Raw genomic sequence first — 26054 nt, 5'->3', positions numbered from 1 at the left:
CATATCTCCTTTTAGCCAAACATGGCAAAGCTTAATGCACCTAAAATCGCCGTGATAATCACGACTAACCATGGTGATAGTTTATAAAATACTAACAGAGTAAAGGAAATTAACACAATGACAAAATCAATTGGGTCATGCACTGCACTTGTAAAGACAGGGTCATAAAGAGCGGCTAGTAAAATTCCGACTACGGCTGCATTAACTCCCTTTAAAGCGGCTTGTATTCTTGGCTTAGTTCGAATCACTGCCCAAAAAGGTAAAGTCCCAACTACAAGTAAGAATGACGGTAAAAACATGGCAATCACGGCAATAGCAGCTCCTGAAAAGCTCCCCATTATTTGCCCAAGGTATCCTGACAAGGTAAACAATGGTCCAGGAACAGCTTGTGCGGCACCGTAGCCAGCAATAAACGCTTCAGATGACATCCAACCTACCGGTACGACTTCCCGCTCTAACATAGGCAGTACGACGTGTCCTCCACCAAATACGATAGAACCTACTCGGTAAAAGATATCAAAAATGGCATACCAAGTAGCTTGAACGAACGGTCTAAATAGTGGTAATAGAATAAGTAAAGCAAAGAATAGAATCCAAGCGATTATGCCGGTTTTCTTCCCAAACGACAATGGCATTTCAACAGCTTCTGGCGCTTTTTCATTTTTGTAAAACATCACACCAAAAATCCCAGCCAGGATAATAATTAAAATTTGTCCCCATGCTGTTGGAATCAATAGTGTTGCGGCGGCGGCTATCATTGCAACTGTGATTCTGGTCCTATCAGGTGTTAATGATTTCCCCATACCCATCAAGGCATGTGCTACAACTGCAACAGCCACAATTTTTAGACCTTGAATCCATCCACTTTCAAATGAACCGGTTTGCATAATGACCCATGCAAATGCCATCAGTAAAAATACGGAAGGCAAAGTAAAACCAATCCATGATAGTATACCTCCAAGTAATCCACCACGTAACACGCCAATTGATATCCCTACTTGTGAACTCGCTGGTCCCGGTAGAAATTGACATAGTGCCACTAAATCAGCGTAAAGTTTGTCATCTAGCCATTTTCTTTTTTGAACGTATTCGTCTCTAAAATATCCGATATGTGCTGCGGGTCCTCCAAAAGAAGTAAGTCCAAGTTTGGTTGATGCTGCTAAGATTTCAAGATAACGCCCTGCTTTTTTTGTTGCCATATTCCCATCACTTCCTGACATATAAGTTTACTCTTATATGATACAAGATGATGAAACTCGTTAATAGTATAAACTGCGTTAGAAAGTAATATTTGTTTTTTATACGTAAGTATTTTATTATTATAGGTATTAACTATTTTTCAGAAAACAGGAGGTGTACACTTTGTTCTCCCCCTCATTCGGGTTTGGAACAAAGGAATTCTTTGGACATAGCCATACGATTGACAGCATTTGCTGTCTTAATCGCCTTAACGGCATTCTTCGTTGCAAGTGAGTTTGCTATTGTAAAAGTGAGAGCGACCCGCATTGATCAATTAATTGCGGAAGGACATAAACGGGCGATACCAGCAAGACGAGTCATTTCAAATTTAGATGAATATTTATCAGCGTGTCAGTTAGGTATTACAATGACCGCTCTGGGTCTTGGTTTACTCGGAGAACCGACAGTCGAGCTTATATTACATCCATTATTTGAACGATTCGAGCTTAGCCAAAGCATGTCGAGCATTCTTTCTTACGGAATTGCGTTCTCATTCGTTACATTCTTGCACGTAGTTGTCGGTGAATTGGCACCGAAAACGTTAGCCATTCAAAAAGCGGAGCAAGTTGCTTTAGCTACTGCGATACCATTAATTTGGTTCTACCGCATCATGTATCCAATAATTAAATTCTTAAATGGTTCTGCTCGCACACTTACAGGCTTATTTGGATTAAAACCAGCATCCGAATCTGAACTTGCTCATACAGAAGAAGAACTTCGTATGATTTTATCAGATAGCTTGAAGAGCGGTGAAATTAACCAATCAGAATATAAGTTTGTAAACAAAATTTTTGAATTTGACGATCGGATTGCCAAGGAAATTATGGCACCACGTACTGAGATGAGCACCATTGATAAAGATACAACGCTTCGCCAAGTGTTCGACCAAGTCAATGTCGAGCAATATACTCGTTATCCCGTTACCGATGGTGATAAAGATCACGTAATTGGACTCGTTAACATGAAAAACTTATTAACAGCCTATATTAAAGATGCTTCCAACATCAATCGTCCAGTGATTGATTATATGCAACCGATCATTCGTGTTATTGAAACGATTCCTATTGGTGAATTGCTTCTTAAAATTCAACGTGAACGTATTCATATGGCGGTTTTGATGGATGAATATGGAGGGACATCTGGACTTGTTACAATCGAAGACATTCTTGAAGAAATTGTCGGCGATATTCGAGACGAGTTTGATAACGATGAATTACCAGACGTGCAAAAATTAGGAGATTATCATTATATCCTTGATGCGAAAATCTTAATTGAAAATATCAATGATCTTTTAGGAATCGATATTGATGAAGAAGATATCGATACAATCGGAGGCTGGTTCTTAACCAAACATTTTGAAGCCATTAAAGGTGAAAAAATAATTGAACAGGGCTATGAGTTTACGATTAAAGATATGGAAGGTCATCACATACTGTATCTAGAAGTCAAAAAGTTAACTAAACAAGAAATTGCTGATATTCTCGAAGATCAATCAGTGGAATCATAGAGATAAACGACTCTCATTAAGAGGGTCGTTTTCTTATGTCTAAGAGTGTTGCAGGAGGGAAACAAAATGGAACTTTACACACAATTAAGAGAAGGGGAAAAAGGTGCTTGGGTTAGCATTGGAACCTACATTGTCTTAAGTGCATTAAAACTTACGATTGGATACATTGGAACATCGGAAGCATTAAAAGCAGACGGTCTCAATAATACGACAGATATTGCGGCATCTATCGCTGTTTTAATTGGTCTAAGAATTTCACAAAAGCCCCCCGATGAAAATCACCATTATGGACATCTTCGCGCAGAAACAGTTGCCTCTCTTGTAGCATCCTTTATTATGGCTGCCGTTGGATTACAGGTATTAATTAATGCTAGTGGCAATTTGCTACACCCTGTACATGAAACGCCTTCCCTATTAACTGCTTTTGTTGCTGGTGGAAGTGCTATCGTTATGTATGTCGTTTATCGATACAATTTAAAGTTGGCGAATCGCATCAACAGTTCAGCCGTCCGTGCGGCTGCTTATGATAATCGATCTGATGCTCTAGTAAGTCTTGGAGCTGCTATCGGGATACTCGCAGCTATCTTTGGAGTTCCCATTCTTGATTCTATTACCGCTATCCTCGTCGGTTTTCTCATTATGAAAACCGCATATGATATTTTTATCGAAGCTGTTTTAACATTGACAGATGGCTTCAACGAAGATGAAGTGGAAACATTATCAGTTCTTGTAAGAAAAGTTCAAGGTGTTATTCACTTAGAGGATTTTAAAGGGCGTATGCACGGAAATTTAATGTTTGTTGATTTAACCGTAAAAGTAGATCCAACATTAAATGTCATAGAAAGTCATCGAATCACGGAAGAAATAGAAAGAAAAATTCTTTTAGTCAAACCATTTTGTATGGTGCTGGTCCATATCGAGCCACACATTCCAGAACCATCCAACAAAGCATGATTACAGATAAAAAATGGCTCCGGGGTTGTTTATACCCGGAGCCATTTTTTTGACGATTAATATATTTTGTTGCACGATGCTCGGTAAACGTCAGGTTCTTTCGATACTTTCGACAGGAATGGTGGATTTAAAAGGCTCATATCGTTCCTTTAAGAATATTTTCACCATTTGATAATTGTCACTTGCGATTAGACGAGTTAGACACCATTCCGTTCCTTTTACGACCATTGATGGATCGTATCACTTACTCTTTGGAAAACTTAATTTTAATATGAAATTACTCGAAGCTAAAAAAACCGTCACATGGACGGTTTTTTCATTATGTTTAGTCTGCTTCTTCCTCTTCTACTTCTTCTTCCATTTCACCATCTACATCTTCATTGTCTCCATCTCCACAAGCACCTAGCAAACCTACAGATAGGAATGCTGCAGCTCCAATTTTCCACCATTTTTGTCCAGCCACTGGTTTCTTCATCATTTTAAATTCCTCCAATTTTGTAAGTTTTTATGTTTCTTTTCAACTTATTAATTAGTTACCCAATCAACACTTTGAGTTAAACGTGCCATTTGGATTATTTTCGGAATAGAGGCAAATTTCTCATTTTAGTTATTGACTAAATGAATATGCTTTTGGTAAGGTTATACTATTAATAGAAAGCAGGTGAGGTATTATGACAATTTTATATGAGAATGTAAAAACGCGAATTGGCATGTTCCAGGTATCTCATCACACGTATGCTTTCTAAAAAGTAGACCGTATCTTGTGATGTGTATTTTTAACCGTGGCTGCCTTTTCGCAGCCACGGTTATTTTATTTATACAAAACAGGAGGAATACACATTGAAAATAGTTGAAAATTACGGTTGGAACGATTCTTGGAATACAAAATGGACAGACCAATCCGACAATACAAAATTACAAGCAAGCATCGCTGGTCGTATCTTGCTAGAACATAAACATATGTACCGCGTTGTGACAGATGAAGGTGAATGGTTAGCTTCTCTGTCTGGGAGTTTTAAGCACACAGCACTCGATCGCAGAGACTTCCCTGCTGTCGGTGACTGGGTTGCCATAGAAAAAATGCCTGGTGAAGAAAAAGGGATTATACGCAGTATTCTTCCACGAACATCGCTTTTTTCTCGAAAAGTTGCTGGCCAAACAACTGTCGAACAAATTGTCGCAGTTAACGTCGATATCGTCTTTCTTATCATGTCTCTAAACTTAGATTTTAATGTCCGCCGACTCGAGCGATATATAATTGCTGCTTGGGATTCTGGGGCTAATCCCGTTATTGTATTGACTAAAAAGGATCTTTGTGATGATCCACAAGTCTTTGTTGATCAAGCAAATGATGTAGCATTTGGAGTGCCCATACACGTCGTCAGCAGTGTAACTGGCGAAGGAGTTGCTGAACTTCAAGAATTATTAAAAGATGGGAAAACAGCAGCTCTTCTCGGCTCATCTGGAGTTGGAAAATCATCTTTAACAAACGCCTTATGTGGTGAAGACGTAATGGTGGTTCAAAACATTCGAGAAGATGACGACAAAGGACGCCATACGACTACTCATCGTGAATTGTTCCGTATGCCTGGCGGAGGATTGTTAATTGATACTCCTGGTATGCGCGAGTTTCAAATGTGGGATAACAGTGAAAGCTTAAATACAGGATTCAAAGATGTCGAGCAATTTGCAAATTCATGTCGTTTCACGGATTGCCAACATACGAATCAACCAGGTTGTGCCGTACAAGAAGCACTCGAAAATGGTTCTCTAACCCGCGAACGCTATGCAAGCTATGAAAAGCTAAAACGTGAACTTGCATACGTTGAAAGAAAAGCAGATGCTGCAGCTCAAAAAGCAGAGCGTGGAAAATGGAAACAAATCACGAAAGACATGCGCAAGAGGCCAGGGAAAAAGAAATAACATTTATACAATTGCCAGTCCATCAAATATGGGCTGGCTTTTTTGAGGATTGGCAAGATCGAGTACGAGTGAACCCACGCAATTTTTCTACACATAGAAAAACCGCATCCCCTAAAGGAATGCGGTCCACTTTTCATCTATATAAGCTGCTGTGCTTTTACTTCCTTAGCTACTCGAGCGTACATCTTTAATTCTTCAATCAATCCATCGACTTGTTCAGCCGCTTCCTTTGTCAAGCCATCGCGATCGTAGTCAAAAACACTTGGATCCAGCACTAATTGACGAGGAATAGCATTTGCATATAACCCACGCATGACCGTACGCATATTATTTAAACAGTTAATCCCACCTTTACCTCCACCAGCCATAGCGATTAAGCCAACTGGTTTGTGCAGGAATTGTGTGCTGCTTAAGAAATCAAGCGTATTTTTTAATGCGCCACTCATCGCACTATGATATTCAGGTGATAAAAGCAATACAGCATCTGCTTCAAGAACAGATTGACGCAAAGACTTCACGACTGGATTAGTCGTTTGCTCTTCTTCCCCCGTGTACATCGGCATTTCCATAACACTTAAATCTAATGTGTGATATCCGTAAGTACGTTCAATAAATCGAGCCGCAATCGCAGTTCGTCCGTGTTTACGTGGTCCTCCACTTATTACTACTATTTTCATCTCTATTCTCTCCTTTTTGAATTGCAAATTAACAATTAGCTAGGTTCTGTTAACCCATGCTTTACTGCATACAGTGCAGCTTGTGTGCGATCTTGTACAAGTAATTTTGAAAATATATTTGATATATGTGTCTTTACTGTTTTCTCTGTAACGAATAAAGAAGAAGCGATTTCTTTATTACTTTTCCCTTTTGTTAACTCAGACAAAACATCTTGCTCCCTCGGTGTCAGTGGATAAAGTTTATGCGGTAGTTCAATTTGCGGTTCACTCTCTTTCATGAGTTGCGAGGTGGCTTGAGGATGCAGTGTATTCTCCCCACGCATTAATTTGCGAATTGCTTCAACTAAATCGTCAGGTTCAATGTCTTTTAATTGATAACCAGATGCTCCCGCTTCAATGGCAGGAATGACGTGATCTCTGTCTGAAAAACTCGTCAGCATTAACACTTGTGTTTGTGGATACTGAGATTTAATCTTTTTTGTCGCTTGAATCCCGTCCATTATCGGCATCACCAAATCCATTAACACCACATCTGGTCTAAGCTTGGCTGTCAATTCAACGGCTTCTCTCCCGTTCGTAGCTTCTCCCACAACATCCATATCTTTTTGCGTTTTCAAAAAGAATAATAACCCTCGTCGTACGACGTGATGATCATCCGCAATTAGCACTCTAATCATGCAGATTCCTCCTTAATGTGGCAAACGGATTAATAATTCCGTTCCTTTTTCAATGTGACTTACCCAGTCAGCGGTTCCTCCAGCTGCTTTCGCTCGGTCTCTCATACTTTGCAAGCCGATGGATGGGATTTGCACATTTGAATCCATTTGGAATCCGCATCCTTCATCTTTTAAAACGAGCAATACGTCTGTCAGTGTTACCGTAATAAATAATTCCGCTTCCTGAACTCCCGCATGTTTCCGAACATTATTTAATCCTTCTTGTGCGATACGGAACAGTGTTTCTTCAGTTCGAGATGGTAAATTGATTACACCTGACACTTTTACTTTAATAGTTAATCCGAGCATTTCAGAATAGCCTTTAATCCCTTCAATCAGTCCAGTTTCTAATCCTTTTGGACGCAACTGCCAGATAAGCGCACGCATTTCAGTTAATGCTTCTTGCGTTAAGTGTTGAATTTCACGAAAGGTTTCTTTCACTTCTGGTTGTTCAGCCATCTCGCTACCACCTCGAGCGGTCAAGGTAACGGAGAATAACAATTGGTTTACCGAATCGTGTAGATCTCGAGCTAAGCGATTTCGTTCCTGTACAAGCGCCATTTCCTGTTCTTGTTTCGTTAACATGATGCGCTTGATCGCTGAACCTAGTTGAAAGGCCACAGACTCTAGCAGTGCAAGTTCGTGATCTGTAAATGCTACGGTATTTGGGGAGGCCACATTTAACAGGCCAAATTTTTCTTGTCCGGATTGTAAAGGTACGGTTGCATGATGCGTAATGCCAGCATGGTCTCCCACTTTTGCATCAATCGCATTTTCAATTCGTTGACATTCTATCATATTCGTCGCTTTTTTCAACTCTCCATTGCGGTACTTAGAAACACACCAGCATCCACCTTTTTCTAGATGACGACAACTGCCGTATTCAAGAGCATCTGGAAGATTTTCATGGGCAAGTAATTGATGCTTTCCTTTTGTATCAATAAAGAAAATCCAGCCTGTTTCAAACTGTGTGCCAGCTAAAAATTTTCGTAATGCGCCCTGTAGCATGGTGATCATTTCGGTTTCTTCATTCAACAGTTCGGCAATTTCTTTTAATAAGCCGATGTTTGAATGTTCGTTTGATTGCATACAGTCGCCTCCATCTTACCTGTCATTATATCCTCTATCATACCACTCGTTTTCATGCATTCGAATGAGGGCTAGTTCATACTTTTGGCTGACATGTTAATCTTGCAACGTTCTCCACAAGTAAAATGTCGCATAAGCGCGCCATCCACTCCAATGTTCAGCCCATCGTTCAATTTCATCCAAAGTGGGCTTTTCAGATCGATTGAGCACTTTTTTCAATGCGTTATGTAAACCGACATCAGCTAATGGAAAAGCATCAGGATGTCGTAAACATCTCATGATGACATAATTTGCCGACCACTTTCCAATACCTCTAATAGCAGTTAAACGTGCCTCCATTTCCCCTAGAGACATCACCTGTAGCTGTTCCTTGTCTATTTGGCCAGTTGCAATAAGTTCAGCAACACCAATGATGTATTCTGCTTTTCTTTGGGTAAAGGACAGCTTTCGCAATTGTTCCACTTCTAGCGATGCCAATTTTTGAGCCGTTGGAAATACCCAGTACTCTTCGTTATCGTGCACAATGGACTCACCATACGTTGTAACAAGCTTTTGTTTTAATGCATATGCAACATGTAAACTAATTTGTTGTCCCATAATGGACCAGCTAAGGGCTTCAAACAACTCCTCCACACCTACTATGCGGAGACCCTTATAAGCTAAGACCACTTCCTTCAATATCTCGTCCCCATGTGCTAAGTCATAAAAAGGTTGTAAATCACGTGATAAATCAAACCACTCGTCAACAAAGTCTGTTGCTACCTTGGAAACATGAATGGTTGGCCGAATTAATTGCGGAAATGATAGGACGAGTTCCTGATCTCCAATAGACAGTTTGATAAGCACCACTTCTTGTTGTATTCGAATCGCTTTTATAACGCTTTTATTTTCTTTATCGACTCGATGCAATACTTCTTTTTGATTGCGAGCTAAATAAGACAATATATCGTTCCCATTAAAATCTTGTATGCCTCTTCTTAACTCAATTCCACGTTGCTCCCACATTGACATTCATTCCCTTATAAGAAAATTTAACAGAATAAGAAAAACCGGGCAAAGTCCGCCCGGTCCTTTTAAGAAGAGTAACCATAGTTGCCTGTTGTTTCCGCTACGGTGGACGCTTTTCGCGGGCATGGCTTCAGTCTCCTCGTCACTGCAAAAACATATGCTCCTGCGGTTACTCGTCGCAAAGATACTGGCTTTGACCAGTATCTTTCCTGCGGGGTCTTCAGCTCATGCTATTCCCGCAGAAGTCGCCACCTGCGCTTCAATCAACTAATATAGATGGCAACTACGATTATAGGTTGGTTCTATCTCTAGAAAACTTAAAATCATTTATTCGTTTCTTCGCAATAAGAAATTGATAGATTTTCTTGTTGGTTACAACTCACTTCATGGATTGTAGTGGAAGGCGGCGACTCCAGCGGGATCAGCGGGACAGGTGAGACCCCGCAGATCGCAAAGCGACCGAGGAGGCTCACCGCCCGCCCCGCGGAAAGCGTCCGCTTGAAACGAAAATCAACACTATTAATGAATCAATCTTTTTGTCCAAAACGCCTGATACACTGGATTTATGCAACTAAAATTATATGATTTCTTATCTTTTCAAATAAAACCCTATTAGCTTATTCACTAATAGGGTCCACTCTTACTAGCTGAAACGTTTTTCCATTTCAGCCGTGAATTGCGTTGTAATCGTATTCAGTTTATCTTTACTTTCAGCTTCAGTTGGACTCATGACACCAATATAGTATTTAATCTTCGGTTCAGTTCCACTTGGTCGTATACATACCCATGACCCATCCGCTAAGAAATATTTCAAAACGTCTGATTGAGGCAATGTCAGATTTTCATCCTTACGCCCATCAATAAAGCTACGTGTTTGCGTTAAATAATCTTCTTGTGACGAAATGGCAATCCCGGCAACTTCCGTTAAGGGTTGATTACGTAAATTAGTTAACAGACCTTGAATCGCACGTGCTCCGTCTGCCCCTTTTTTCGTAATCGACACTAACCCTTCGAAGTAGTAGCCGTGACGTTCAAATAAGTCATGCAAGACATCGAGTAACGTCTTGCCCTGCATTTTATAGAAAGCAGCTGCTTCTGTAATAGCTAAGACAGATTGAATGGCATCTTTATCACGAACGAATGGTTGAATTAAGTAACCATAGCTTTCTTCATAACCAAACAAGAACGTATATTCTTTGGTTTCATTATAGTGTTGAATTTTTTCTCCAATAAATTTAAACCCAGTCAATACATCTTCAGTCGACGAGCCATGGTATTCTGCAATCACACGACCCAAATCAGAAGTCACGATTGTTTTAAATACTCGACCATTTGCTGGCATTTGGCCCTTCTCTTTTAATTGAGTAAGTAAATATTCAATCAAAATGGCTCCTGTTTGGTTCCCTGTTAATAGTACGTAATCTTCCGCTTGTCGAACTGCCACACCTACACGGTCCCCATCTGGATCAGTTGTAATTAAAACATCAGCAGCTGTTTCTTTACCTAGTTTCATCGCTAACTCAAACGCACCTGCTTCTTCTGGATTAGGAGATTTCAATGTAGGAAACTCGCCGTTTGGTTCCATTTGCTCTTCAACATACATAAAGTTTTGATATCCCGCTTGTTCCATTAAAGTACGAACGGTTGAACCTGAAGCTCCATGAAGAGGTGAGAATACCACTTTTAATGCGTCTTTACCCGCAAATTCCTGGTGATGTTGAATAGCTAAGACCTTCTCAAGATAAGCTTCATCTAAAGTATGGCCAATCACTTGAATCATGCCAGTTTGTAAATACTCTTCCGTGTTCCCCGCTTCAATAGCTAACTCATCGCCAACTTGTTGAACATACGCAATAACTGCTTCAGCATCTGCCAAATTAAGCTGTGCACCATCTTCACCGTATACTTTGTAGCCGTTATACTCAGGTGGGTTATGACTTGCAGTAACCACGATCCCCATAAATGCACCTAGTTCACGCACACTAAATGACAGTTGTGGTGTGGTCCGAGGTTCTTCGTATAAATAGGCTTGGATACCATTTTTCGCAAAAGTACTCGCGGCTTCTAGTGCAAACTCAGGAGATTTTCTGCGACTATCAAAGGCAATTACAATTCCTTTTTTCATCGCTTCTTTTCCAGCTGCTTTTACGTAATCTGCCACCCCTTGTGACGCTTTGCGAACTGTATAGGTATTCATTCGGTTGGATCCTGCACCAATTTCCCCGCGCATGCCGCCCGTGCCAAATTCCAAGTCTTTATAAAATGCATCTTCTAAGCGTTTTTCATCTTTGGCAATTATAGAAAGTTGATTCTTCCATTCAGCTTCTAATTGATCGAACGCCAACCATTTTTCCGCAGTTTGTTGATAACTCATACAGTCTCCTCCAATAGAAACGATTTGACATGCTGTTCCTAGCCCGAAAAGCATAGAAACTCATTCTAACTCGACTGAGACAATCAAAAGCTTAGAAGGCTATCTTACCACTCACAACTGAACGGTTTAAATTCAGTTGTAAATGAAGGTAATCTAGCTAGCGAAGCTAATCACTTAGAGATACGGGTCTCAACCTTTTTTATAATCAATTCGATAGATATCATGACGACGGTCTTTTAATTGTTTCACCGTTCCGTCTTGTCGTTGACGACGCAAGATTTCTAAATCTACATCTCCAATTAACACCATTTCTAAGTTTAGGCTCGTTTCACCTACAATACCATCACGAGCAAACTCAAAATCAGATGGTGCATAAATACCAGATTGTGCATATTGAATGTCCATATTTTCAGTTTGTGGCAAGTTTCCAACGGTTCCTGAAATAACTGTATAAATTTGATTTTCAACAGCACGAGCTTGTGCACAATATTTCACTCGTAAGAATCCTTGACGATCTTCTGTACAGAAAGGAACGAAAATAATATTTGCGCCCATATCCGTAGCAATACGTGCAACTTCTGGGAACTCTATATCGTAACAAATTTGGATGGCAATTTTTCCGCAATCTGTATCAAAGACACGTACTGAATCCCCTGCACTAATACCCCACCACTTGCGTTCATTAGGAGTGATGTGCATTTTATATTGTTTCTCTATCGAACCATCACGGCGGAATAAGTAAGCAATGTTGTAAATCTCATCATTTTCTTCTTTTACAAAATGGGATCCGCCAATAATATTAACGTTATAGCGAACAGCTAAATCGGTAAAGAGCTCAATGTATTGAGGTGTGTATTCAGTCAAACGTCGAATAGCGCGACTCGGAGAAGGCTCATCTAAGAATGACATCAGTTGAGTAGTGAAAATTTCCGGGAACACCACAAAGTCAGAATGGGCGTCGGAAGCTACGTCAACGAAATACTCACATTGGTTTGCTAAATCATCAAACGATTCAATTGCACGCATCATGTATTGAACAACACAGATTCGAACAGGATAACTCGTTTTAAAATGACGTTTTGACATTGGCTTATAATCGACGTTATTCCATTCCATTAAGGTAGCGTATTTGCCTGAAGCAGTATCATCAGGTAAATAGTTAGGGTTAATACGCATCAGCGTAAAGCCATTCATAATTTGGAATGTTAACACGGGATCATAAATTTTATGTCTTGATACTGCGTCTACATACTCACGTGGCAACATCTCTTCTGAGTGTTTGTGATAATTTGGAATACGTCCACCAATAATGATAGATTTCAAATTAAACTGACGTGCTATTTCTTTGCGTGCCTCATACAAACGTTGACCGACTTTCATACGTCGGTATTCTGGATGTACCATTACTTCGATGCCGTACATATTGTATCCTTCTGGATTATGATTCGTTATATAGCCATCATCCGTTACATCTGACCACGAATGACGATCATCATATTCATCAAAATTTATGATTAAACTTGAGCAAGATCCGATGATATGACCATCAAGTTCTGCCACAAGTTGACCTTCTGGGAATATACTTAAGTGACTACGTAATTGCTCAACTTTCCATGGATCCATTCCTGGAAAACAAAGTCTTTGCATTTCTAACATTGGTTCAACATCTTCCATGGTTGTTTGTCGGATTACCATGCTTACTTCAAACTTGGATAAATCGAATTCTTCTGACATGTGTATCGTCTCCTTCACAAAAGCTACATATTTTATTATATCGAACTTAGTCACCGTTGAAAATATTTTACTTGTATGCTACTTAGAATTATAATTTGATATGGGTTTACCCTCAGAAGAGGAGAATTAAATATGACGAAAAAGTCGGAAAATATTTTATTGTTTATGTGGGTCGTTTCATTAACAGCTACAATGGGCTCCCTATTCTTTTCTGAAATAAGGGGATATGAACCGTGTGAGTTATGTTGGATCCAACGAATCTTCATGTATCCACTCGTTCTAATTTTAGGTGTTGCCTATGTGCAAAAAAATGCACGTATTGCCGTAACAACTGCCATCTTCTCCGTGATTGGCGGAGCCATTTCTTTGTATCATTATGGGTTACAAAAAGTTAGCTTCTTGTCTGAAAATGCACCTGCTTGTGGCCGCGTGTCCTGCACAGGTGAGTATATCAACATCTTTGGCTTTATCACCATTCCATTTTTAGCATTAACTGCATTTGTTCTCATAGCTATTACCAGCTTCATGCTTTTAAAAGATTCAAAGGGGGAAAAATAAAGATGAAGAAATTATTAATTATCGGTGGAATTATTGTCGCAGTTTTCGCATTGATTATTGTCCTGAATAATATGTCTAATGACACTAAATTAGCGGACAATCCTTACGGAACGAACGATTTAAAACAAGAAACAATTGACCAATTAGACGATGAAAACTATCAAAACATCATTCTACCTGATGACTTGCAAGCAAAGGTAGAAAGTGGAGAGCCTGTAACAGCTTACTTCTTTAGCCCTATTTGTGTACATTGTAAAGCTATGACTCCTGTTTTAATGCCAATTGTAGAAGATATGGATGCTGATATCGTCCAATACAATGTCTATGAATTTGAACAAGGTTGGGAAGATTATGCGATTGAAGCAACGCCGACTATGATTCATTTTGAAGATGGTAAAGAAGTTTCACGCATGGTTGGAAATCAACCTGAAGAAAATATTAAAACATTTTTAAGTGATGTTGTATTAAAATAGAAGATAACGTAGACCATGTCATCGTACATGGTCTATTTTTAGGAGGAATAAAAATGATCACAACTTTTCAATATGCATTGCAACAAGATAATATTACAATCGAAGAACTTCTCCGTGACGATTTCCATATCGGCAAGAAAATCATGCACGAAATGCGCATGGCTAAAAGTATTTTGAATGAAAGCGGAGAGCCTATTGTCTGGCAACACCATTTCCCAATTGGTACTAAACTTACATTCAATATTAACGTTGAGCCTTCTTCTTATGTGGCTACTGACATTTGCGAAGTGCCAATTTTGTTTGAAGATGCTCATGTACTTGTCGTTTCTAAACCTGCAGACATGGCTACACATCCAAATGAACCAGGACAAACTGGCACATGTATGAATCATGTCATAGCCCATGTGAATAAGCAAGGTGGCGTATATGCAGAACACGTCCACCGCCTCGATCAAGGCACTAAAGGATTAGTATTAATTGCGAAGCATCCACTAATTAAATCGATGCTTGACCGCATGCTTGAAGAGAAAAAAATCATTCGCACATATGAAGCAATCGTTGACGGCTATATGACACAAAAAAGCGGATCTATTCGAACGTCAATTGGCACAGACCGTCATGATTCGGCACGTCGTGCAGTATCTCCATCTGGTCAAACAGCGATTACTCATTTTGAAGTAGTGGGACAAGATTCTAACTTCACGAAAGTAAACGTGATTTTAGAAACAGGACGTACTCATCAAATCCGAGTACATTTCAGCTCAATTGGCCATCCAGTAACGGGTGACAGAATGTATGGTTCAAGAACGAGACAAGATAACTATTCGCTGCAAGCTCGTAAATTACAATTTGTCCATCCGATTACGAAAGAAATGGTCATTGTAGAAGATTATAAATAATACCGAAAAAGAGATTCCCGAGTATTTTCAACTCGGTGAATCTCTTTTTTTCTTTGCTCTATACTGTTGTGCGGGACTTCAGCTCATGCTATTCCCGCCGGAGTCTCCGTCTCTTCCATTTCAATCAACCTTAATCGTCATGCGTAAAACAAACAACTATACCTGTTTACAATTTTCAAATATAGGTGCATAAAAAAGACTCATGTTTCACTTTTTTAGTGCTAGCTTCGAAACATAAAGGTACGTTGCATCACTGGGCTATATAAATTGTTCTACCATATCAACAGCATTCTTTACCACTGTCTTTTCTTTAACAATCAAAAATTGAAATTGTCTGGATCTGCGCCTGTTCGTTCATTTAAATTTAGGGAATCAATATTCTTCATATCTTCAAAAGATAATACAAAACCGTAGACATCCGCATTAGATACAATGCGTTCTGGTGTCACTGACTTTGGAATGACGATTAAGCCGTGCTGTAGATGCCAACGAATAATGATTTGTGCTGGTGTTCTTCCGTATTTATTAGCCATTCTCATTAGGGATGGTTCATCTAGTAATCCCCCTCGCGCTAGAGGTGACCAAGAAGTTACTGCAATTTGGTTGTCTGTACAGAATGTTCTCAGGTCATACTGAGTAAGACGTGGACTTAATTCGATTTGATTTACCATGGGTTTTACATTTGCTTTTACAAAAATCTCTTCTAAATGATGTTGCTGATGATTAGAAACACCTGTTGCTCGTATTAGTTTTTCATCGTAAAGGCGTTCAATGGCACGATAAGTTTCTTTAAATGTTTCTGGCACTGGCCAATGTGTCAAATATAAATCCAAATAGTCAAAGCCTAAGTTCTCCAACGATGTTTCAAATGCTCTCAATGTTTGGTCATAGCCTTGATCCGTATTCCACACTTTTGTTGTTACAAAAATATCTTCACGTTTTACACCCGAAGTACGCACGGATTCTCCGACTTCTTTTTCATTTCCATAGAGTGAAGCGGTATCAATCGCACGGTAGCCGCCTTGAAGAGCAGTCGTCATCGCTCTAACAGATTCTTCTGGATTGGTCATTTTGTAAACACCTAATCCAAGTCTCGGCATTTCAACACCGTTATGTAAAGTTTTTGTCGATTGTAAGGTAAGCTTCATTTTCTTCATCCTTTCAATTCATTCTCCTTCTATTGTACAAATTTAAAGCTTTTTTTACGAGTGAGAAGATTTTTCATAAAAACTATTGCACTTTAGCCAAAAAACGAATATTATATGGAATGTTGGTTATTTCGTTCGTCTTTTCGAAAGGAGACACACTATGTTTCGCTTAAAAGAGCATAATACTAATGTAAAAACTGAAGTACTCGCAGGAATGACCACTTTCCTGACAATGGTCTATATCGTGATTGTCAATCCTGTCATATTGGCAGACGCTGGAGTACCTTTTGATCAAGTCTTTCTAGCAACGATTATTTCTGCAGCAGTAGGTACATTATGGATGGGATTATTTGCAAATTATCCTATCGCTATCGCTCCTGGTATGGGATTAAATGCATTTTTCACTTATACTGTTGTCATTTCATCTAATGGAGAAATTAATTACATCACGGCCTTTTCAGCCGTTTTTATTGCCGGACTATTATTTATCATTCTTTCATTAACACCATTACGTAAAAAACTAATTGAAATTATTCCTGAAAACTTGAAACATGGGATAACCGCTGGAATTGGATTATTTATCGCATTTATCGGCTTGCGTTTATCCGGCTTAGTCGAAGCACATCCACAAAATTTAGTGAAGCTTGGTGATTTAACGAGCGCACCAGTGTTACTTACCTTGTTTGGATTACTCATAACGTTGATATTAATGGTTATGAATGTCTATGGCGCATTATTCTACGGAATGATCGCTACAGGAATCGTTGCATTTTTCACAAATCAACTAAATTTTGATGCAAAGTTAATGCAACTTCCATCTTTACCAGAAGGTGTAATCGTTTGGAATCCTGCAGTCGCACTTATGGATGTATTCGAATATGGTATGTTCGGAATCGTTATTTCCTTCTTACTCGTTACCTTATTTGATACAACAGGCACCATGATTGGCGTTGCCAAACAAGCTGGTTTAATGAAAGGCAATACTATGCCCCGAGCAAGACAAGCTTTGCTAGCTGATTCAGTTGCGACAACAGTTGGCGCAATGTTTGGTACAAGCCCAACATCTGCATATATCGAATCTTCTGCAGGTGTTGCAGTTGGAGGTCGTACTGGTCTAACATCTGTTACTGTTGCAATCCTTTTTATCATAGCAGCATTCTTTGGACCTCTTGTCTCTTCTCTTTCAAGTGTTGCAGCTATAACTGCACCTGCTTTAATCATTGTCGGAAGTTTAATGATCAGCGCTGTAAAGCATATTGATTGGGATACTTTCGATGAAGCGTTCCCAGCATTTATTGTCATTTTAACGATGCCATTAACATCAAGCATTGCGACGGGGATTGAACTGGGATTCATCTTATATCCATTGCTGAAGATATTTAAAGGCCAAGCACGTAACGTACATCCGTTACTATATATATTCGCTGTTCTTTTCTTATATCAACTATTATTTTTACCACATTGAAAAAAGACTGAGCCATTACGGCTTCAGTCTTTTTATTTTTTCATGAACGAAGTCTTTCTACAAAATGAATCATTGAACGATATTTGCCACATTTGTGGTTAGGAGAATATTTCTTTTTGAAATGAAGTAAGCTATACTTAAGTATGCTAGTTAATTCTCTCAAAAGGAGGCAACAATTATGAGCTTAATACTTATTCTTGGTGTCACTGTTGCATTCCTTGCTGCGATGTTCACGGCAGGATACGATGACAAACCAGGTGCATCTGAAAAAAAATAACCATGTAAAAGGGATTGCTACTAACTAGCAATCCCTTTTTTATTTTTCAATACATGTCTAATGATCCTTGCTGGTACTCAGCTTACTTCAAATTCGGATAATCTTGTTGACGAAGTGCTTCATAAATTAAAATGGCTGCTGTATTCGATAAGTTTAATGAACGCACATTGTCGTTCATTGGAATGCGTAAGCAACGGTCTTGATTGGCATCAATTAATTCACGAGGCAATCCAGATGTTTCTTTCCCAAAAACGAAAAAGGTATCTTTTTCTCTGTCACTATAGTCAAACGTTGTATGAGGCTTCGATCCATGCTTAGTTAGGAAGAAAAACTCTCCTAATGGATACTTAGCAAACAATTCATCTAACCCATCGTAATAATGGATATCAACGTGTTCCCAGTAATCCAGTCCGGCTCTCTTTAACATCTTATCGTCTGTCGAGAAACCAAGTGGGCGAATTAAATGAAGTTTTGTATCTGTTCCTGCACAAGAACGTGCAATGTTGCCTGTATTAGCAGGTATTAATGGTTGATAAAGTACTACGTGAATGCTCATTCTTCCACTTCCTTAATTTACGGTTTGAAACGCTAATCCTTTATGGATTTCTTCAACTACTTCAGTGTCTGTTTCTGTTTGTAATGCTTCATGAAGCGCTGATCTTCCTTCTTCGGTTCCAATCTTCCCAATCGCCCAAGCAGCTGTCCCACGAATTACTGGTCGCTCATCTTTGAACAGTAAGTCAATTAAATTAGGAATGGCACTTTCTTCTTTGAAATGTGCTAAAGCTAAAATGGCATTCCGTTGAATTGGTTTCTTTCCTCTCCATGATCCAGAAACATGTCCAAACTTTGTTTTAAATTCTTTGTTACTCATTTTCAACAATGGTAACAGCAAAGGCTTAGCAAGTTCCGGATCGGGTTGGAAATCGATTTGATGCATATTAAACTTGCCTTTATTTTTTGGACACACCGTCTGGCACGTATCGCAGCCATAAATACGATTTCCAATTTTAGTTCGGAACTCATCAGGCAAAGAAGTTTTTGTCTGTGTTAAGAATGCAATACATCGCTGTGCGTTCAATTGACCACCTTCAATTAAAGCGCCTGTCGGACAAACGTCTAAGCACAGTCGACAATCTCCACACTCATCTTCCATTGGTGTATCCGGTGCAAATGGAAGATTGGTAATAATTTCACCTAAATACACATAAGATCCGAACTCTGGAGTAATCACAGCACAATTTTTCGCGCTCCAGCCGATTCCTGCCCGCTGTGCAACAGCACGGTCAGATAACTCTCCTGTATCCACCATTGAGCGTGTTTTAGCATCAATGATATGTGAAGCAATAAACTGTTCTAATTTGGCTAAACGGTCTCGTAACACCGTATGATAGTCTGTTCCCCACGACGCGCGTGCAAAAATCCCTCTGCGCTCCCCTTTTTTTCCTTGCGGAGCGTTTTCCATACGTGACGGATAGGCAATTGCAATCGATATAATACTTTCTGCTTCATCCAACAACAGAGTTGGGGTCGTTCTTTTCTCGATATCTGGCTCTTCAAAACCAGATTGATACCCAAGCTCTTGTTGTCGCTTCAATCGGTTTTTCAACTCACGAAAAGGATCGGAAGAAGCAAAGCCGATTTTATCAATTCCGATTGAGTGTGCAAATGAAACGAGCTCTTGTTGAAACTGATTCACATTCATGATAACTTCTCCCTCCTTATGCTAAAATGATGAAAAATGATCTGTAGGTGAAAACATGAAAATTTCAATCGATCCATCCATCTTTCAAATCGATGAACGCATTAAAATAGGCATTAATCATTATACCAAATTTGTCGTGTCAGAATCTCCTCAAATGCTAAAAGGACGCATGCAATTATATCAAGAACACTTATTTTTTGATTTGCAGGACAAAGAATTGACAGATTATCCGGGAATTAAAGAATGGAGAGTCTTATGGAAGAAGTTTGGAGCGGACCCTGGTCGATATCGTCCATCCATGGAGGCAATGATGCGTCGTATTCGCAACCAGAATTATCTGCAACCATTAAACAGCGGTGTAGATTTAAATACCTTCTTTTCCTTACAATACGAAATTCCTGTTGGTCTATATGATGTATCTCAAATAGCAGGAGATAGTCACATTCGACTTGGTGATGCTGAAACCTCATATACAGGCATTAATGGACGTGATAATACGTTAAGTGGCATATTATGCGTTGAAGATACAGTAGGTCCATTTGGTAGCCCATTTGTCGATTCAATTCGCACCGTAGTTAATGAAACTACCGTTGAAGGGTTACAGATTTTCTTTTTACAACCTTCCACCACCATGGAAGATGCTGAAAAACTAATAAAGTCCGCCGGGAAAATGTTTGCGCAAGTAAATGGTGGAAGTTATTCAACTTTCCTTTTGGATAAAGAACATCCACAAGTGTCGATTGATTAATAGCTGCACATAAAAACCGCTTCGCGAGGAAGCGGTTTTTTTACTGTTGCTTTTGTTGTTCCATAACTGCTTCTAAGGCAGCATAAGTTGAACTATATGTTGGAATATCTCGTTCCAAAGCACCCATCGATATAGCAAGCTTTGGACTAATACCTACCAAAATACATTTTGCACCAATTAATTTTAAACAATCATACAGCTTTTGAATATAAAATTGAACTTCTTGATCAAAATCACTCAATCCACTTAAAGAGATTAAAACGTATTCAATTCGGTGAGCAGAGCATTCCAATAACACAGATGAAATAAGTAGGTCTGCTCGCTCTGCATCAAACTCTCCGATTAACGGCAATGCAATTGTATTTTTCCACACATGTAAAATAGGAAGTGAAAGTGCTTTAATCAACTTTTCTTTCTTTTTCTCTTCTTCTGATTTTGTGGTTACGTCCATTAGCATGACAACGTATCCTTCTATATCAGCTAAGTCATTTTTTATGGGTGTAACAACTATATCAGTTACGATACGATCACGAATCGTAATCCGTGTTCGGTGTGTGGTTTCTAAACTTCTCATTACTTGTTGTTGATGTACAGGGCGCTTATGAAAGAAGTCCATACTTAATCCAATAAAGGCTTCACTGTCCTGTAATTGAAATAACGGTGCAACCACTGATAACAATTCTGAGGCATTGCTATTCATCCATCTGATATGGAACTGTTTATCAGCGATGATAATATTTTCACCAATACTATTTAGCGCTTTTAACATTGAAATTTCGTTTGGTATTGATCCCACTTCACTCATTTTACTCATCCTATTCCTATAAACTAGTATCTATAGTATATACAAAATCTAGGTGAATGCCTAATCCATTTATTGTGGTGCAACCATACAAAAAGGATAACACCCTCAGAGTGTCATCCTTTTTATTTGAGATATACTTTGCTTACAGTCAATTAGAACAAGAATGGAATGAACCAAAAGAGATGCAGAATAATTACACCCGTGTAAATTACCACAACTATCCATAAAAGCAATAGAAGCTTCCTTCCAAACCTCAATAACCCTTTTTTATAAATGACATACCACAATAAACCACTTAGCAACAACTTAACAAAGAGAATAGACTCAGGCTGAAGTATACTAAGCATTGGATTAAGCTCTTCTATCTGAGAAGTTTTTAAACCTATGTAGGTTAGTACTCCATCCACTGCATTAAGAACCACAATGAGAAACGCCAAGACCGACAGAATTGCCCACCCCATGTTTTGGATTGAATCTATATATGGTATGCATTAAGAACGATTTTTAATCGATAGCCCTGAGAACTTTATTAATTCATAAGGAATCCATATCAATTATGAAACCATTAAGAAAAGGCAGAGAGTTAGAAGTTGGATACCTTCTAACTCCCTGCCTTTTGACATGTATTATTTATTCCCTTTTTTAACCCATTCCGCAACAGTGACAGTACGTTTTGCTTGGTGTTTAACCGCACCTTGAACATCTTCAACCATTTTACCTTCTTGGTTGACAGATACACTTGTCCCATAAGGATTACCACCAGCACTATACAATACAGGATCTGTATAACCAGGCGCCACCACAATCGCTCCCCAGTGGTACATAGTTGTATATAGCGCCAGTGTGGTCACCTCTTGTCCACCATGAGGGTTTTGTGCAGAAGTCATGGCACTCACCACTTTATTTGTTAACTTCCCATTAAACCACAGTCCTCCTGTAGTATCTAAGAAATTCTTCACTTGACCAGGCATATTCCCAAAGCGTGTAGGAACACTAAATATAATGGCATCTGCCCATTCCAAATCATCCAAAGTGACTTCAGGCACATTTTTCGTTTCCTCAATATTTGCTTTCCATGCTGGATTTGAATCAATGGCACTTTGCGGAGCAGTTTCCGGTACTTTCAATACTTTCACTTCAGCACCGTTTTCTTTCGCACCTTCCTCTGCCCATTTCGCTAATTGATAGTTAGTGCCTGTTGAACTGTAGTATATTACTGCTAATTTTACTTTTGACATCATTTTCATCTCCCTTGTTAGAATGAACAGTTTAGCGATAAATAAAGAATCTAGACGAATTAACATCAGTTCCTATTTCGTTATTCCCTTAAAAATTAGTTTTTATTCTATTTTTATCATCATAAGTATTAGTACACCATACTTACACCAATCCAAAAAACATGACTAGCAAATACTCCTAAATAACACACGTTGGCAAAACTAAGGAGATATGTAAACCCTCTTCCAAACAGTTGCAATGGATGTTGTAATATAAACGCTGTTAGAAAAGTGCTTAAATACAATTTAATCATGAGAATATTGAATGGATCTAATTCTGCCAATAACGGATTGGCTTCACTAATAATTAATAAAGATATACCTACATATGTTGCAATCCCATCCAAACTATTTAATAGTATTAACATCCATGCTGAGCTAATCATCTGATCACCTAATGCCTTTTTTGATAAAATTAGTGTGGTCATTATTCTGATCGCTTAAACAGCTATTGGGTAATGTCAAAATAGGAGGAATTCTGTTTAGATTTGGGCCAGTTGGTATATATTAAGCCGTTTATATAGTCATTAAGAGGTTATACTAAATACGTGAGGCTTGGGTTGATAAGCCATGGTATTTCTCACAAAAAAGTCTAAGCCTATGCTTAGACTTTTTTTATTTTAAAGAAAAAAAACGAAATCAAGAAGAATAAACCTATTCATTCAGAACAAGCTATTAGAAAATGGAGGTGAATTTCGTTGACTTCAAATAATACAAAGAATCAACAAAGACAAAATAAAAATATGAAGAAGGCAAAATTTGATCGTGAAGAATTTGGCTTTGGACACGATGTAAGTCCGGATGATTTAGATACGGTTGGTCAAAACAAAGCAGCCAAAAATAACACTAAGCGCGAACCCAATCACCCCGTAAATAATGATAAGAAATGATTCCCCGTAAATGTGCTTCTACTGAACAATGGCAGTTCCTCATAATATACAAAAAAAAGCAGTATCTACATTAAGTAGATACTGCTTTTCGAATGATACCCGAGGCCAGACTCGAACTGGCACGCCTTACGGCACCGCATTTTGAGTGCGGCGTGTCTGCCATTCCACCACTCGGGCAAATTATAATTACATGCAGACTAAAAACAAAAAAAGTATGGAGGCGGCAACCGGATTTGAACCGGTGATAAAGGTGTTGCAGACCTTTGCCTTACCACTTGGCTATGCCGCCAAAAAAAAAAATGGAGCGGAAGACGAGGTTCGAACTCGCGACCCCCACCTTGGCAAGGTGGTGTTCTACCACTGAACTACTTCCGCAACAATACTGGGGAACCTGGATTCGAACCAGGGCGTGACGGAATCAAAATCCGTTGCCTTACCGCTTGGCTATACCCCATTAATAATATGGGGCGAACGAGGGGAATTGAACCCCCGAGTGTCGGAATCACAATCCGATGCGTTAACCACTTCGCCACGCCCGCCATAATGTTATTAATAAAAGTTTGAATGCAAATCAGGAAAATGGGGCGACTGAAGGGAATTGAACCCTCGAATGTCGGAATCACAATCCGATGCGTTAACCACTTCGCCACAACCGCCATAAAGACAATAAAAATTGGCAGGGGCAGTAGGAGTCGAACCCACACTGGAGGTTTTGGAGACCTCAGTTCTACCTTTAAACTATGCCCCTAAAGTTGGTGGAGGGGGGCGGATTCGAACCGCCGAACCCGAAGGAACGGATTTACAGTCCGTCGTGTTTAGCCACTTCACTACCCCTCCAATTGAAGATGGTGCCGGCGAAAGGAGTCGAACCCTCGACCTACTGATTACAAGTCAGTTGCTCTACCAACTGAGCTACACCGGCATGGTGTTAAAAAATATAATGGTGGCTCAGGACGGAATCGAACCGCCGACACAAGGATTTTCAGTCCTTTGCTCTACCGACTGAGCTACTGAGCCACATTAGTTGAATTTGTACTAAGCTTTGAATCTCTTTGTCAGCTTCTTTCGTTCGGTTAGTCACGTACGTTAGTACGCTCCTTCACTTACTCATTTTGCTTCCTCGATCTTCTTTGCTTATTCCAATTCTAGATACTTCATAAAAAATGGCGGTCCCGACGGGAATCGAACCCGCGATCTCCTGCGTGACAGGCAGGCATGTTAACCGCTACACCACGGAACCATTTGGTTGCGGGGGCAGGATTTGAACCTGCGACCTTTGGGTTATGAGCCCAACGAGCTACCGTGCTGCTCCACCCCGCGATAATAATATTGTTATAAAAACTATAGATACTACGCTTATTACTTAATGGACATCTGCATCGGCTTTCGCCTGCTTCGATGTTAATCGCCATCTTCGTTTGGCGATTTGCTCCACCCTGCGATAATATAATTGTTATAAACACTCTCGCAATTTCTCTAGCGTGAGTAATGTCACTTTTTTGTTCATCGATTTTTGTCACTGTCGATGTTAATCATTTTAAGATTAATTGGTTGCGGGGGCAGGATTTGAACCTGCGACCTTTGGGTTATGAGCCCAACGAGCTACCGTGCTGCTCCACCCCGCGATAATATTATTGTTATAAACACTATGATACAACGCTTATGTCATTGTGGACATCTGCATCAGCTTCGCCTGCTTCGATGTTAATCGCCATCTTCGTTTGGCGATTTGCTCCACCCTCGCGATTTCTTTAGAGAGTTTCAATAGTGTAATGGTGGAGGATGACGGGCTCGAACCGCCGACCCTCTGCTTGTAAGGCAGATGCTCTCCCAGCTGAGCTAATCCTCCGTTAAAAAGAATGAAAAGCTACGCATTTCGTTGTCAATTCACTCATTCATGCAGTAACGTATTTTTGTACGCTTCTTCATTCATTCGATCGTTTCCTAGAACTACTTGCTTTTGATTCTTCTTACATACTGGTTAAAGTTACGTAAAAAGAAATTGGTGACCCCTACGGGATTCGAACCCGTGTTACCGCCGTGAAAGGGCGGTGTCTTAACCGCTTGACCAAGGGGCCATATATTATAGAAGAAAGTCTTTGGCGGAGAGCAAGGGATTTGAACCCTTGAGACAGTTTAACCCGCCTACACGAATTCCAATCGTGCTCCTTCGGCCACTCGGACAGCTCCCCAATATGGCTCCGAAGGTAGGACTCGAACCTACGACCAATCGATTAACAGTCGATTGCTCTACCACTGAGCTACTTCGGAATAATAATATAATGCCTGGCAACGTCCTACTCTCGCAGGGGGAGACCCCCAACTACCATCGGCGCTGAAGAACTTAACTTCCGTGTTCGGTATGGGAACGGGTGTGACCTCTTCGCATTCATCACCAGACTATTTGTTTTTAAAGACAAGATTTATTATAACAAGTCTGACGAGATTTACAAGTGTTTTTTATTATTTAAAAAAACTATTTCTTGTTCACTCAAAACTGGATAAACGGGCCATTGAAAGCCATTCAAAATTTTGGTTAAGTCCTCGATCGATTAGTATTCGTCAGCTGCACACGTCGCCGTGCTTCC

General features: G+C 39.6%; 24 protein-coding genes, 17 tRNA genes and 1 rRNA gene. 9 read left to right on the top strand and 33 right to left on the bottom strand.

All coding sequences use genetic code 11. The features are described from left to right. Nucleotides 1-11: 11 nt before the first annotated feature. Nucleotides 12-1199 (bottom strand): chromate efflux transporter, encoded by a 1188-nt coding sequence (gene chrA, locus ACFPYN_RS07720; RefSeq protein ID WP_377733390.1) that lies wholly within the window; start codon nt 1197-1199, stop codon nt 12-14. Nucleotides 1200-1402: 203 nt separating this feature from the next. Between chrA and ACFPYN_RS07715 the strand changes: the two genes are divergently transcribed. Further along, on the top strand, nt 1403-2746 hold the full coding sequence (locus ACFPYN_RS07715; protein ID WP_377733389.1) for a hemolysin family protein: 1344 nt from the start codon (nt 1403-1405) through the stop codon (nt 2744-2746). A gap of 66 nt (nt 2747-2812) precedes the next feature. Continuing rightward, nucleotides 2813-3700 carry a cation diffusion facilitator family transporter gene (locus ACFPYN_RS07710; RefSeq protein ID WP_377733388.1) on the top strand — a complete coding sequence of 296 codons (888 nt, stop codon included), beginning with the start codon at nt 2813-2815 and terminating at the stop codon, nt 3698-3700. A 325-nt stretch (nt 3701-4025) separates the two neighbouring features. Here the strand turns inward: ACFPYN_RS07710 and ACFPYN_RS07705 are convergent, their stop codons facing one another. After that, nucleotides 4026-4178, bottom strand: coding sequence for a hypothetical protein (locus ACFPYN_RS07705; protein WP_377733387.1), 153 nt, complete (start codon nt 4176-4178; stop codon nt 4026-4028). A gap of 362 nt (nt 4179-4540) precedes the next feature. Here ACFPYN_RS07705 and rsgA point away from each other — a divergent pair, with 362 nt between their 5' ends. Continuing rightward, nucleotides 4541-5623 (top strand): ribosome small subunit-dependent GTPase A, encoded by a 1083-nt coding sequence (rsgA, locus tag ACFPYN_RS07700; RefSeq protein WP_377733386.1) that lies wholly within the window; start codon nt 4541-4543, stop codon nt 5621-5623. A gap of 137 nt (nt 5624-5760) precedes the next feature. Here the strand turns inward: rsgA and ACFPYN_RS07695 are convergent, their stop codons facing one another. The 6 genes from ACFPYN_RS07695 to ACFPYN_RS07670 form a co-directional block, all read right to left on the bottom strand. Further along, entirely contained in the window at nt 5761-6300 is a 540-nt protein-coding gene (locus ACFPYN_RS07695; RefSeq protein WP_377733385.1) for an NADPH-dependent FMN reductase, read from the bottom strand. A gap of 35 nt (nt 6301-6335) precedes the next feature. Further along, on the bottom strand, nt 6336-6977 hold the full coding sequence (locus tag ACFPYN_RS07690; protein WP_377733384.1) for a response regulator: 642 nt from the start codon (nt 6975-6977) through the stop codon (nt 6336-6338). A 12-nt stretch (nt 6978-6989) separates the two neighbouring features. Further along, on the bottom strand, nt 6990-8105 hold the full coding sequence (locus ACFPYN_RS07685; protein ID WP_377733383.1) for a GAF domain-containing sensor histidine kinase: 1116 nt from the start codon (nt 8103-8105) through the stop codon (nt 6990-6992). Between the two features lie 96 nt (nt 8106-8201). After that, nucleotides 8202-9110 carry a DNA-3-methyladenine glycosylase family protein gene (locus tag ACFPYN_RS07680; protein WP_377733382.1) on the bottom strand — a complete coding sequence of 303 codons (909 nt, stop codon included), beginning with the start codon at nt 9108-9110 and terminating at the stop codon, nt 8202-8204. Nucleotides 9111-9756: 646 nt separating this feature from the next. Continuing rightward, nucleotides 9757-11487 (bottom strand): phospho-sugar mutase, encoded by a 1731-nt coding sequence (locus ACFPYN_RS07675; RefSeq protein WP_377733381.1) that lies wholly within the window; start codon nt 11485-11487, stop codon nt 9757-9759. A 189-nt stretch (nt 11488-11676) separates the two neighbouring features. Further along, on the bottom strand, nt 11677-13221 hold the full coding sequence (locus tag ACFPYN_RS07670) for a GNAT family N-acetyltransferase (protein WP_377733380.1): 1545 nt from the start codon (nt 13219-13221) through the stop codon (nt 11677-11679). Between the two features lie 132 nt (nt 13222-13353). Between ACFPYN_RS07670 and ACFPYN_RS07665 the strand changes: the two genes are divergently transcribed. Genes ACFPYN_RS07665 through ACFPYN_RS07655 form a run of 3 tightly spaced genes read left to right on the top strand, consistent with a single transcriptional unit; the run spans nt 13354 to nt 15151 of the window. After that, complete coding sequence (locus ACFPYN_RS07665; RefSeq protein ID WP_377733379.1) at nt 13354-13779, top strand: disulfide oxidoreductase; 426 nt, start codon at nt 13354-13356, stop codon at nt 13777-13779. Nucleotides 13780-13781: 2 nt separating this feature from the next. Then, nucleotides 13782-14252, top strand: coding sequence for a thioredoxin family protein (locus tag ACFPYN_RS07660; RefSeq protein WP_377733378.1), 471 nt, complete (start codon nt 13782-13784; stop codon nt 14250-14252). Between the two features lie 53 nt (nt 14253-14305). Further along, nucleotides 14306-15151 (top strand): RluA family pseudouridine synthase, encoded by an 846-nt coding sequence (locus ACFPYN_RS07655; protein ID WP_377733377.1) that lies wholly within the window; start codon nt 14306-14308, stop codon nt 15149-15151. Nucleotides 15152-15468: 317 nt separating this feature from the next. Here the strand turns inward: ACFPYN_RS07655 and ACFPYN_RS07650 are convergent, their stop codons facing one another. Then, nucleotides 15469-16299, bottom strand: coding sequence for an aldo/keto reductase (locus ACFPYN_RS07650; protein WP_377733376.1), 831 nt, complete (start codon nt 16297-16299; stop codon nt 15469-15471). 160 nt (nt 16300-16459) lie between these two features. Between ACFPYN_RS07650 and ACFPYN_RS07645 the strand changes: the two genes are divergently transcribed. Then, nucleotides 16460-17764 carry an NCS2 family permease gene (locus ACFPYN_RS07645; protein ID WP_377733375.1) on the top strand — a complete coding sequence of 435 codons (1305 nt, stop codon included), beginning with the start codon at nt 16460-16462 and terminating at the stop codon, nt 17762-17764. A 359-nt stretch (nt 17765-18123) separates the two neighbouring features. Here the strand turns inward: ACFPYN_RS07645 and trmL are convergent, their stop codons facing one another. Together trmL and queG are read right to left on the bottom strand one after the other, a co-directional pair. Beyond that, entirely contained in the window at nt 18124-18597 is a 474-nt protein-coding gene (gene trmL, locus ACFPYN_RS07640) for a tRNA (uridine(34)/cytosine(34)/5-carboxymethylaminomethyluridine(34)-2'-O)-methyltransferase TrmL (protein ID WP_377733374.1), read from the bottom strand. A gap of 12 nt (nt 18598-18609) precedes the next feature. Next, nucleotides 18610-19746, bottom strand: a complete 1137-nt coding sequence (queG, locus tag ACFPYN_RS07635; RefSeq protein ID WP_377733373.1) for a tRNA epoxyqueuosine(34) reductase QueG — start codon at nt 19744-19746, stop codon at nt 18610-18612. Between the two features lie 55 nt (nt 19747-19801). Between queG and ACFPYN_RS07630 the strand changes: the two genes are divergently transcribed. Next, nucleotides 19802-20494, top strand: coding sequence for a B3/B4 domain-containing protein (locus ACFPYN_RS07630; RefSeq protein WP_377733372.1), 693 nt, complete (start codon nt 19802-19804; stop codon nt 20492-20494). Nucleotides 20495-20534: 40 nt separating this feature from the next. Here ACFPYN_RS07630 and ACFPYN_RS07625 read toward each other — a convergent pair whose 3' ends face one another. The 4 genes from ACFPYN_RS07625 to ACFPYN_RS07610 all read right to left on the bottom strand — a co-directional run bounded on the left by ACFPYN_RS07625 (nt 20535) and on the right by ACFPYN_RS07610 (nt 23004). Beyond that, nucleotides 20535-21299: an STAS domain-containing protein gene (locus tag ACFPYN_RS07625; RefSeq protein ID WP_377733371.1), complete on the bottom strand. Its 765-nt coding sequence runs from the start codon at nt 21297-21299 to the stop codon at nt 20535-20537. 152 nt (nt 21300-21451) lie between these two features. Continuing rightward, on the bottom strand, nt 21452-21760 hold the full coding sequence (locus ACFPYN_RS07620; protein WP_377733370.1) for a DUF5658 family protein: 309 nt from the start codon (nt 21758-21760) through the stop codon (nt 21452-21454). 165 nt (nt 21761-21925) lie between these two features. Next, on the bottom strand, nt 21926-22537 hold the full coding sequence (gene wrbA / locus ACFPYN_RS07615) for an NAD(P)H:quinone oxidoreductase (protein WP_377733369.1): 612 nt from the start codon (nt 22535-22537) through the stop codon (nt 21926-21928). 128 nt (nt 22538-22665) lie between these two features. Then, nucleotides 22666-23004 (bottom strand): DUF5658 family protein, encoded by a 339-nt coding sequence (locus tag ACFPYN_RS07610; RefSeq protein ID WP_377733368.1) that lies wholly within the window; start codon nt 23002-23004, stop codon nt 22666-22668. 270 nt (nt 23005-23274) lie between these two features. Here ACFPYN_RS07610 and ACFPYN_RS07605 point away from each other — a divergent pair, with 270 nt between their 5' ends. After that, a complete protein-coding gene (locus ACFPYN_RS07605; protein ID WP_377733367.1) occupies nt 23275-23466 on the top strand; it encodes a hypothetical protein in 192 nt (63 codons plus the stop codon). A 96-nt stretch (nt 23467-23562) separates the two neighbouring features. Here the strand turns inward: ACFPYN_RS07605 and ACFPYN_RS07600 are convergent. The 18 genes from ACFPYN_RS07600 to rrf all read right to left on the bottom strand — a co-directional run bounded on the left by ACFPYN_RS07600 (nt 23563) and on the right by rrf (nt 25866). Then, nucleotides 23563-23643, bottom strand: a tRNA-Leu gene (locus tag ACFPYN_RS07600). A 38-nt stretch (nt 23644-23681) separates the two neighbouring features. Continuing rightward, nucleotides 23682-23755: transfer RNA gene (locus ACFPYN_RS07595), tRNA-Cys, on the bottom strand. A gap of 11 nt (nt 23756-23766) precedes the next feature. Then, nucleotides 23767-23841: transfer RNA gene (locus ACFPYN_RS07590), tRNA-Gly, on the bottom strand. Nucleotides 23842-23848: 7 nt separating this feature from the next. Beyond that, nucleotides 23849-23920, bottom strand: a tRNA-Gln gene (locus tag ACFPYN_RS07585). Between the two features lie 9 nt (nt 23921-23929). After that, nucleotides 23930-24005 (bottom strand) — tRNA-His (locus ACFPYN_RS07580). 41 nt (nt 24006-24046) lie between these two features. Beyond that, nucleotides 24047-24122, bottom strand: a tRNA-His gene (locus tag ACFPYN_RS07575). 18 nt (nt 24123-24140) lie between these two features. Next, nucleotides 24141-24214, bottom strand: a tRNA-Trp gene (locus ACFPYN_RS07570). Nucleotides 24215-24219: 5 nt separating this feature from the next. Next, nucleotides 24220-24303, bottom strand: a tRNA-Tyr gene (locus ACFPYN_RS07565). A 9-nt stretch (nt 24304-24312) separates the two neighbouring features. After that, nucleotides 24313-24388: transfer RNA gene (locus tag ACFPYN_RS07560), tRNA-Thr, on the bottom strand. 19 nt (nt 24389-24407) lie between these two features. After that, a tRNA-Phe gene (locus ACFPYN_RS07555) sits at nt 24408-24483 on the bottom strand. A 147-nt stretch (nt 24484-24630) separates the two neighbouring features. After that, nucleotides 24631-24706, bottom strand: a tRNA-Asp gene (locus ACFPYN_RS07550). 3 nt (nt 24707-24709) lie between these two features. Next, a tRNA-Met gene (locus ACFPYN_RS07545) sits at nt 24710-24786 on the bottom strand. A gap of 228 nt (nt 24787-25014) precedes the next feature. Then, nucleotides 25015-25091: transfer RNA gene (locus ACFPYN_RS07540), tRNA-Met, on the bottom strand. Nucleotides 25092-25239: 148 nt separating this feature from the next. Next, a tRNA-Val gene (locus ACFPYN_RS07535) sits at nt 25240-25315 on the bottom strand. Nucleotides 25316-25469: 154 nt separating this feature from the next. Beyond that, nucleotides 25470-25544, bottom strand: a tRNA-Glu gene (locus ACFPYN_RS07530). A gap of 22 nt (nt 25545-25566) precedes the next feature. Further along, nucleotides 25567-25658 (bottom strand) — tRNA-Ser (locus ACFPYN_RS07525). Nucleotides 25659-25662: 4 nt separating this feature from the next. Continuing rightward, nucleotides 25663-25737, bottom strand: a tRNA-Asn gene (locus ACFPYN_RS07520). 13 nt (nt 25738-25750) lie between these two features. Beyond that, a 5S ribosomal RNA gene (rrf, locus tag ACFPYN_RS07515) occupies nt 25751-25866 on the bottom strand. Nucleotides 25867-26054: the final 188 nt, after the last annotated feature.

Source organism: Paenisporosarcina macmurdoensis, from assembly GCF_042658845.1.
GTDB classification, from domain to species: domain Bacteria; phylum Bacillota; class Bacilli; order Bacillales_A; family Planococcaceae; genus Paenisporosarcina; species Paenisporosarcina macmurdoensis.
This window is presented reverse-complemented; position numbering and strand designations above follow the sequence as displayed.

Coding starts and splice junctions, on each gene's coding strand:
- trmL (WP_377733374.1), bottom strand. CDS start 18,597: ATGAGCATTCACGTAGTACTTTATCAACCATTAATACCTGCTAATACA.
- ACFPYN_RS07705 (WP_377733387.1), bottom strand. CDS start 4,178: ATGATGAAGAAACCAGTGGCTGGACAAAAATGGTGGAAAATTGGAGCT.
- ACFPYN_RS07670 (WP_377733380.1), bottom strand. CDS start 13,221: ATGTCAGAAGAATTCGATTTATCCAAGTTTGAAGTAAGCATGGTAATC.
- ACFPYN_RS07645 (WP_377733375.1), top strand. CDS start 16,460: ATGTTTCGCTTAAAAGAGCATAATACTAATGTAAAAACTGAAGTACTC.
- ACFPYN_RS07650 (WP_377733376.1), bottom strand. CDS start 16,299: ATGAAGCTTACCTTACAATCGACAAAAACTTTACATAACGGTGTTGAA.
- ACFPYN_RS07610 (WP_377733368.1), bottom strand. CDS start 23,004: ATGACCACACTAATTTTATCAAAAAAGGCATTAGGTGATCAGATGATT.
- ACFPYN_RS07625 (WP_377733371.1), bottom strand. CDS start 21,299: ATGAGTGAAGTGGGATCAATACCAAACGAAATTTCAATGTTAAAAGCG.
- ACFPYN_RS07630 (WP_377733372.1), top strand. CDS start 19,802: ATGAAAATTTCAATCGATCCATCCATCTTTCAAATCGATGAACGCATT.
- ACFPYN_RS07690 (WP_377733384.1), bottom strand. CDS start 6,977: ATGATTAGAGTGCTAATTGCGGATGATCATCACGTCGTACGACGAGGG.
- ACFPYN_RS07675 (WP_377733381.1), bottom strand. CDS start 11,487: ATGAGTTATCAACAAACTGCGGAAAAATGGTTGGCGTTCGATCAATTA.
- chrA (WP_377733390.1), bottom strand. CDS start 1,199: ATGGCAACAAAAAAAGCAGGGCGTTATCTTGAAATCTTAGCAGCATCA.
- ACFPYN_RS07685 (WP_377733383.1), bottom strand. CDS start 8,105: ATGCAATCAAACGAACATTCAAACATCGGCTTATTAAAAGAAATTGCC.
- ACFPYN_RS07710 (WP_377733388.1), top strand. CDS start 2,813: ATGGAACTTTACACACAATTAAGAGAAGGGGAAAAAGGTGCTTGGGTT.
- ACFPYN_RS07620 (WP_377733370.1), bottom strand. CDS start 21,760: ATGGGGTGGGCAATTCTGTCGGTCTTGGCGTTTCTCATTGTGGTTCTT.
- ACFPYN_RS07695 (WP_377733385.1), bottom strand. CDS start 6,300: ATGAAAATAGTAGTAATAAGTGGAGGACCACGTAAACACGGACGAACT.
- ACFPYN_RS07655 (WP_377733377.1), top strand. CDS start 14,306: ATGATCACAACTTTTCAATATGCATTGCAACAAGATAATATTACAATC.
- ACFPYN_RS07665 (WP_377733379.1), top strand. CDS start 13,354: ATGACGAAAAAGTCGGAAAATATTTTATTGTTTATGTGGGTCGTTTCA.
- queG (WP_377733373.1), bottom strand. CDS start 19,746: ATGAATGTGAATCAGTTTCAACAAGAGCTCGTTTCATTTGCACACTCA.
- ACFPYN_RS07660 (WP_377733378.1), top strand. CDS start 13,782: ATGAAGAAATTATTAATTATCGGTGGAATTATTGTCGCAGTTTTCGCA.
- ACFPYN_RS07680 (WP_377733382.1), bottom strand. CDS start 9,110: ATGTGGGAGCAACGTGGAATTGAGTTAAGAAGAGGCATACAAGATTTT.
- wrbA (WP_377733369.1), bottom strand. CDS start 22,537: ATGTCAAAAGTAAAATTAGCAGTAATATACTACAGTTCAACAGGCACT.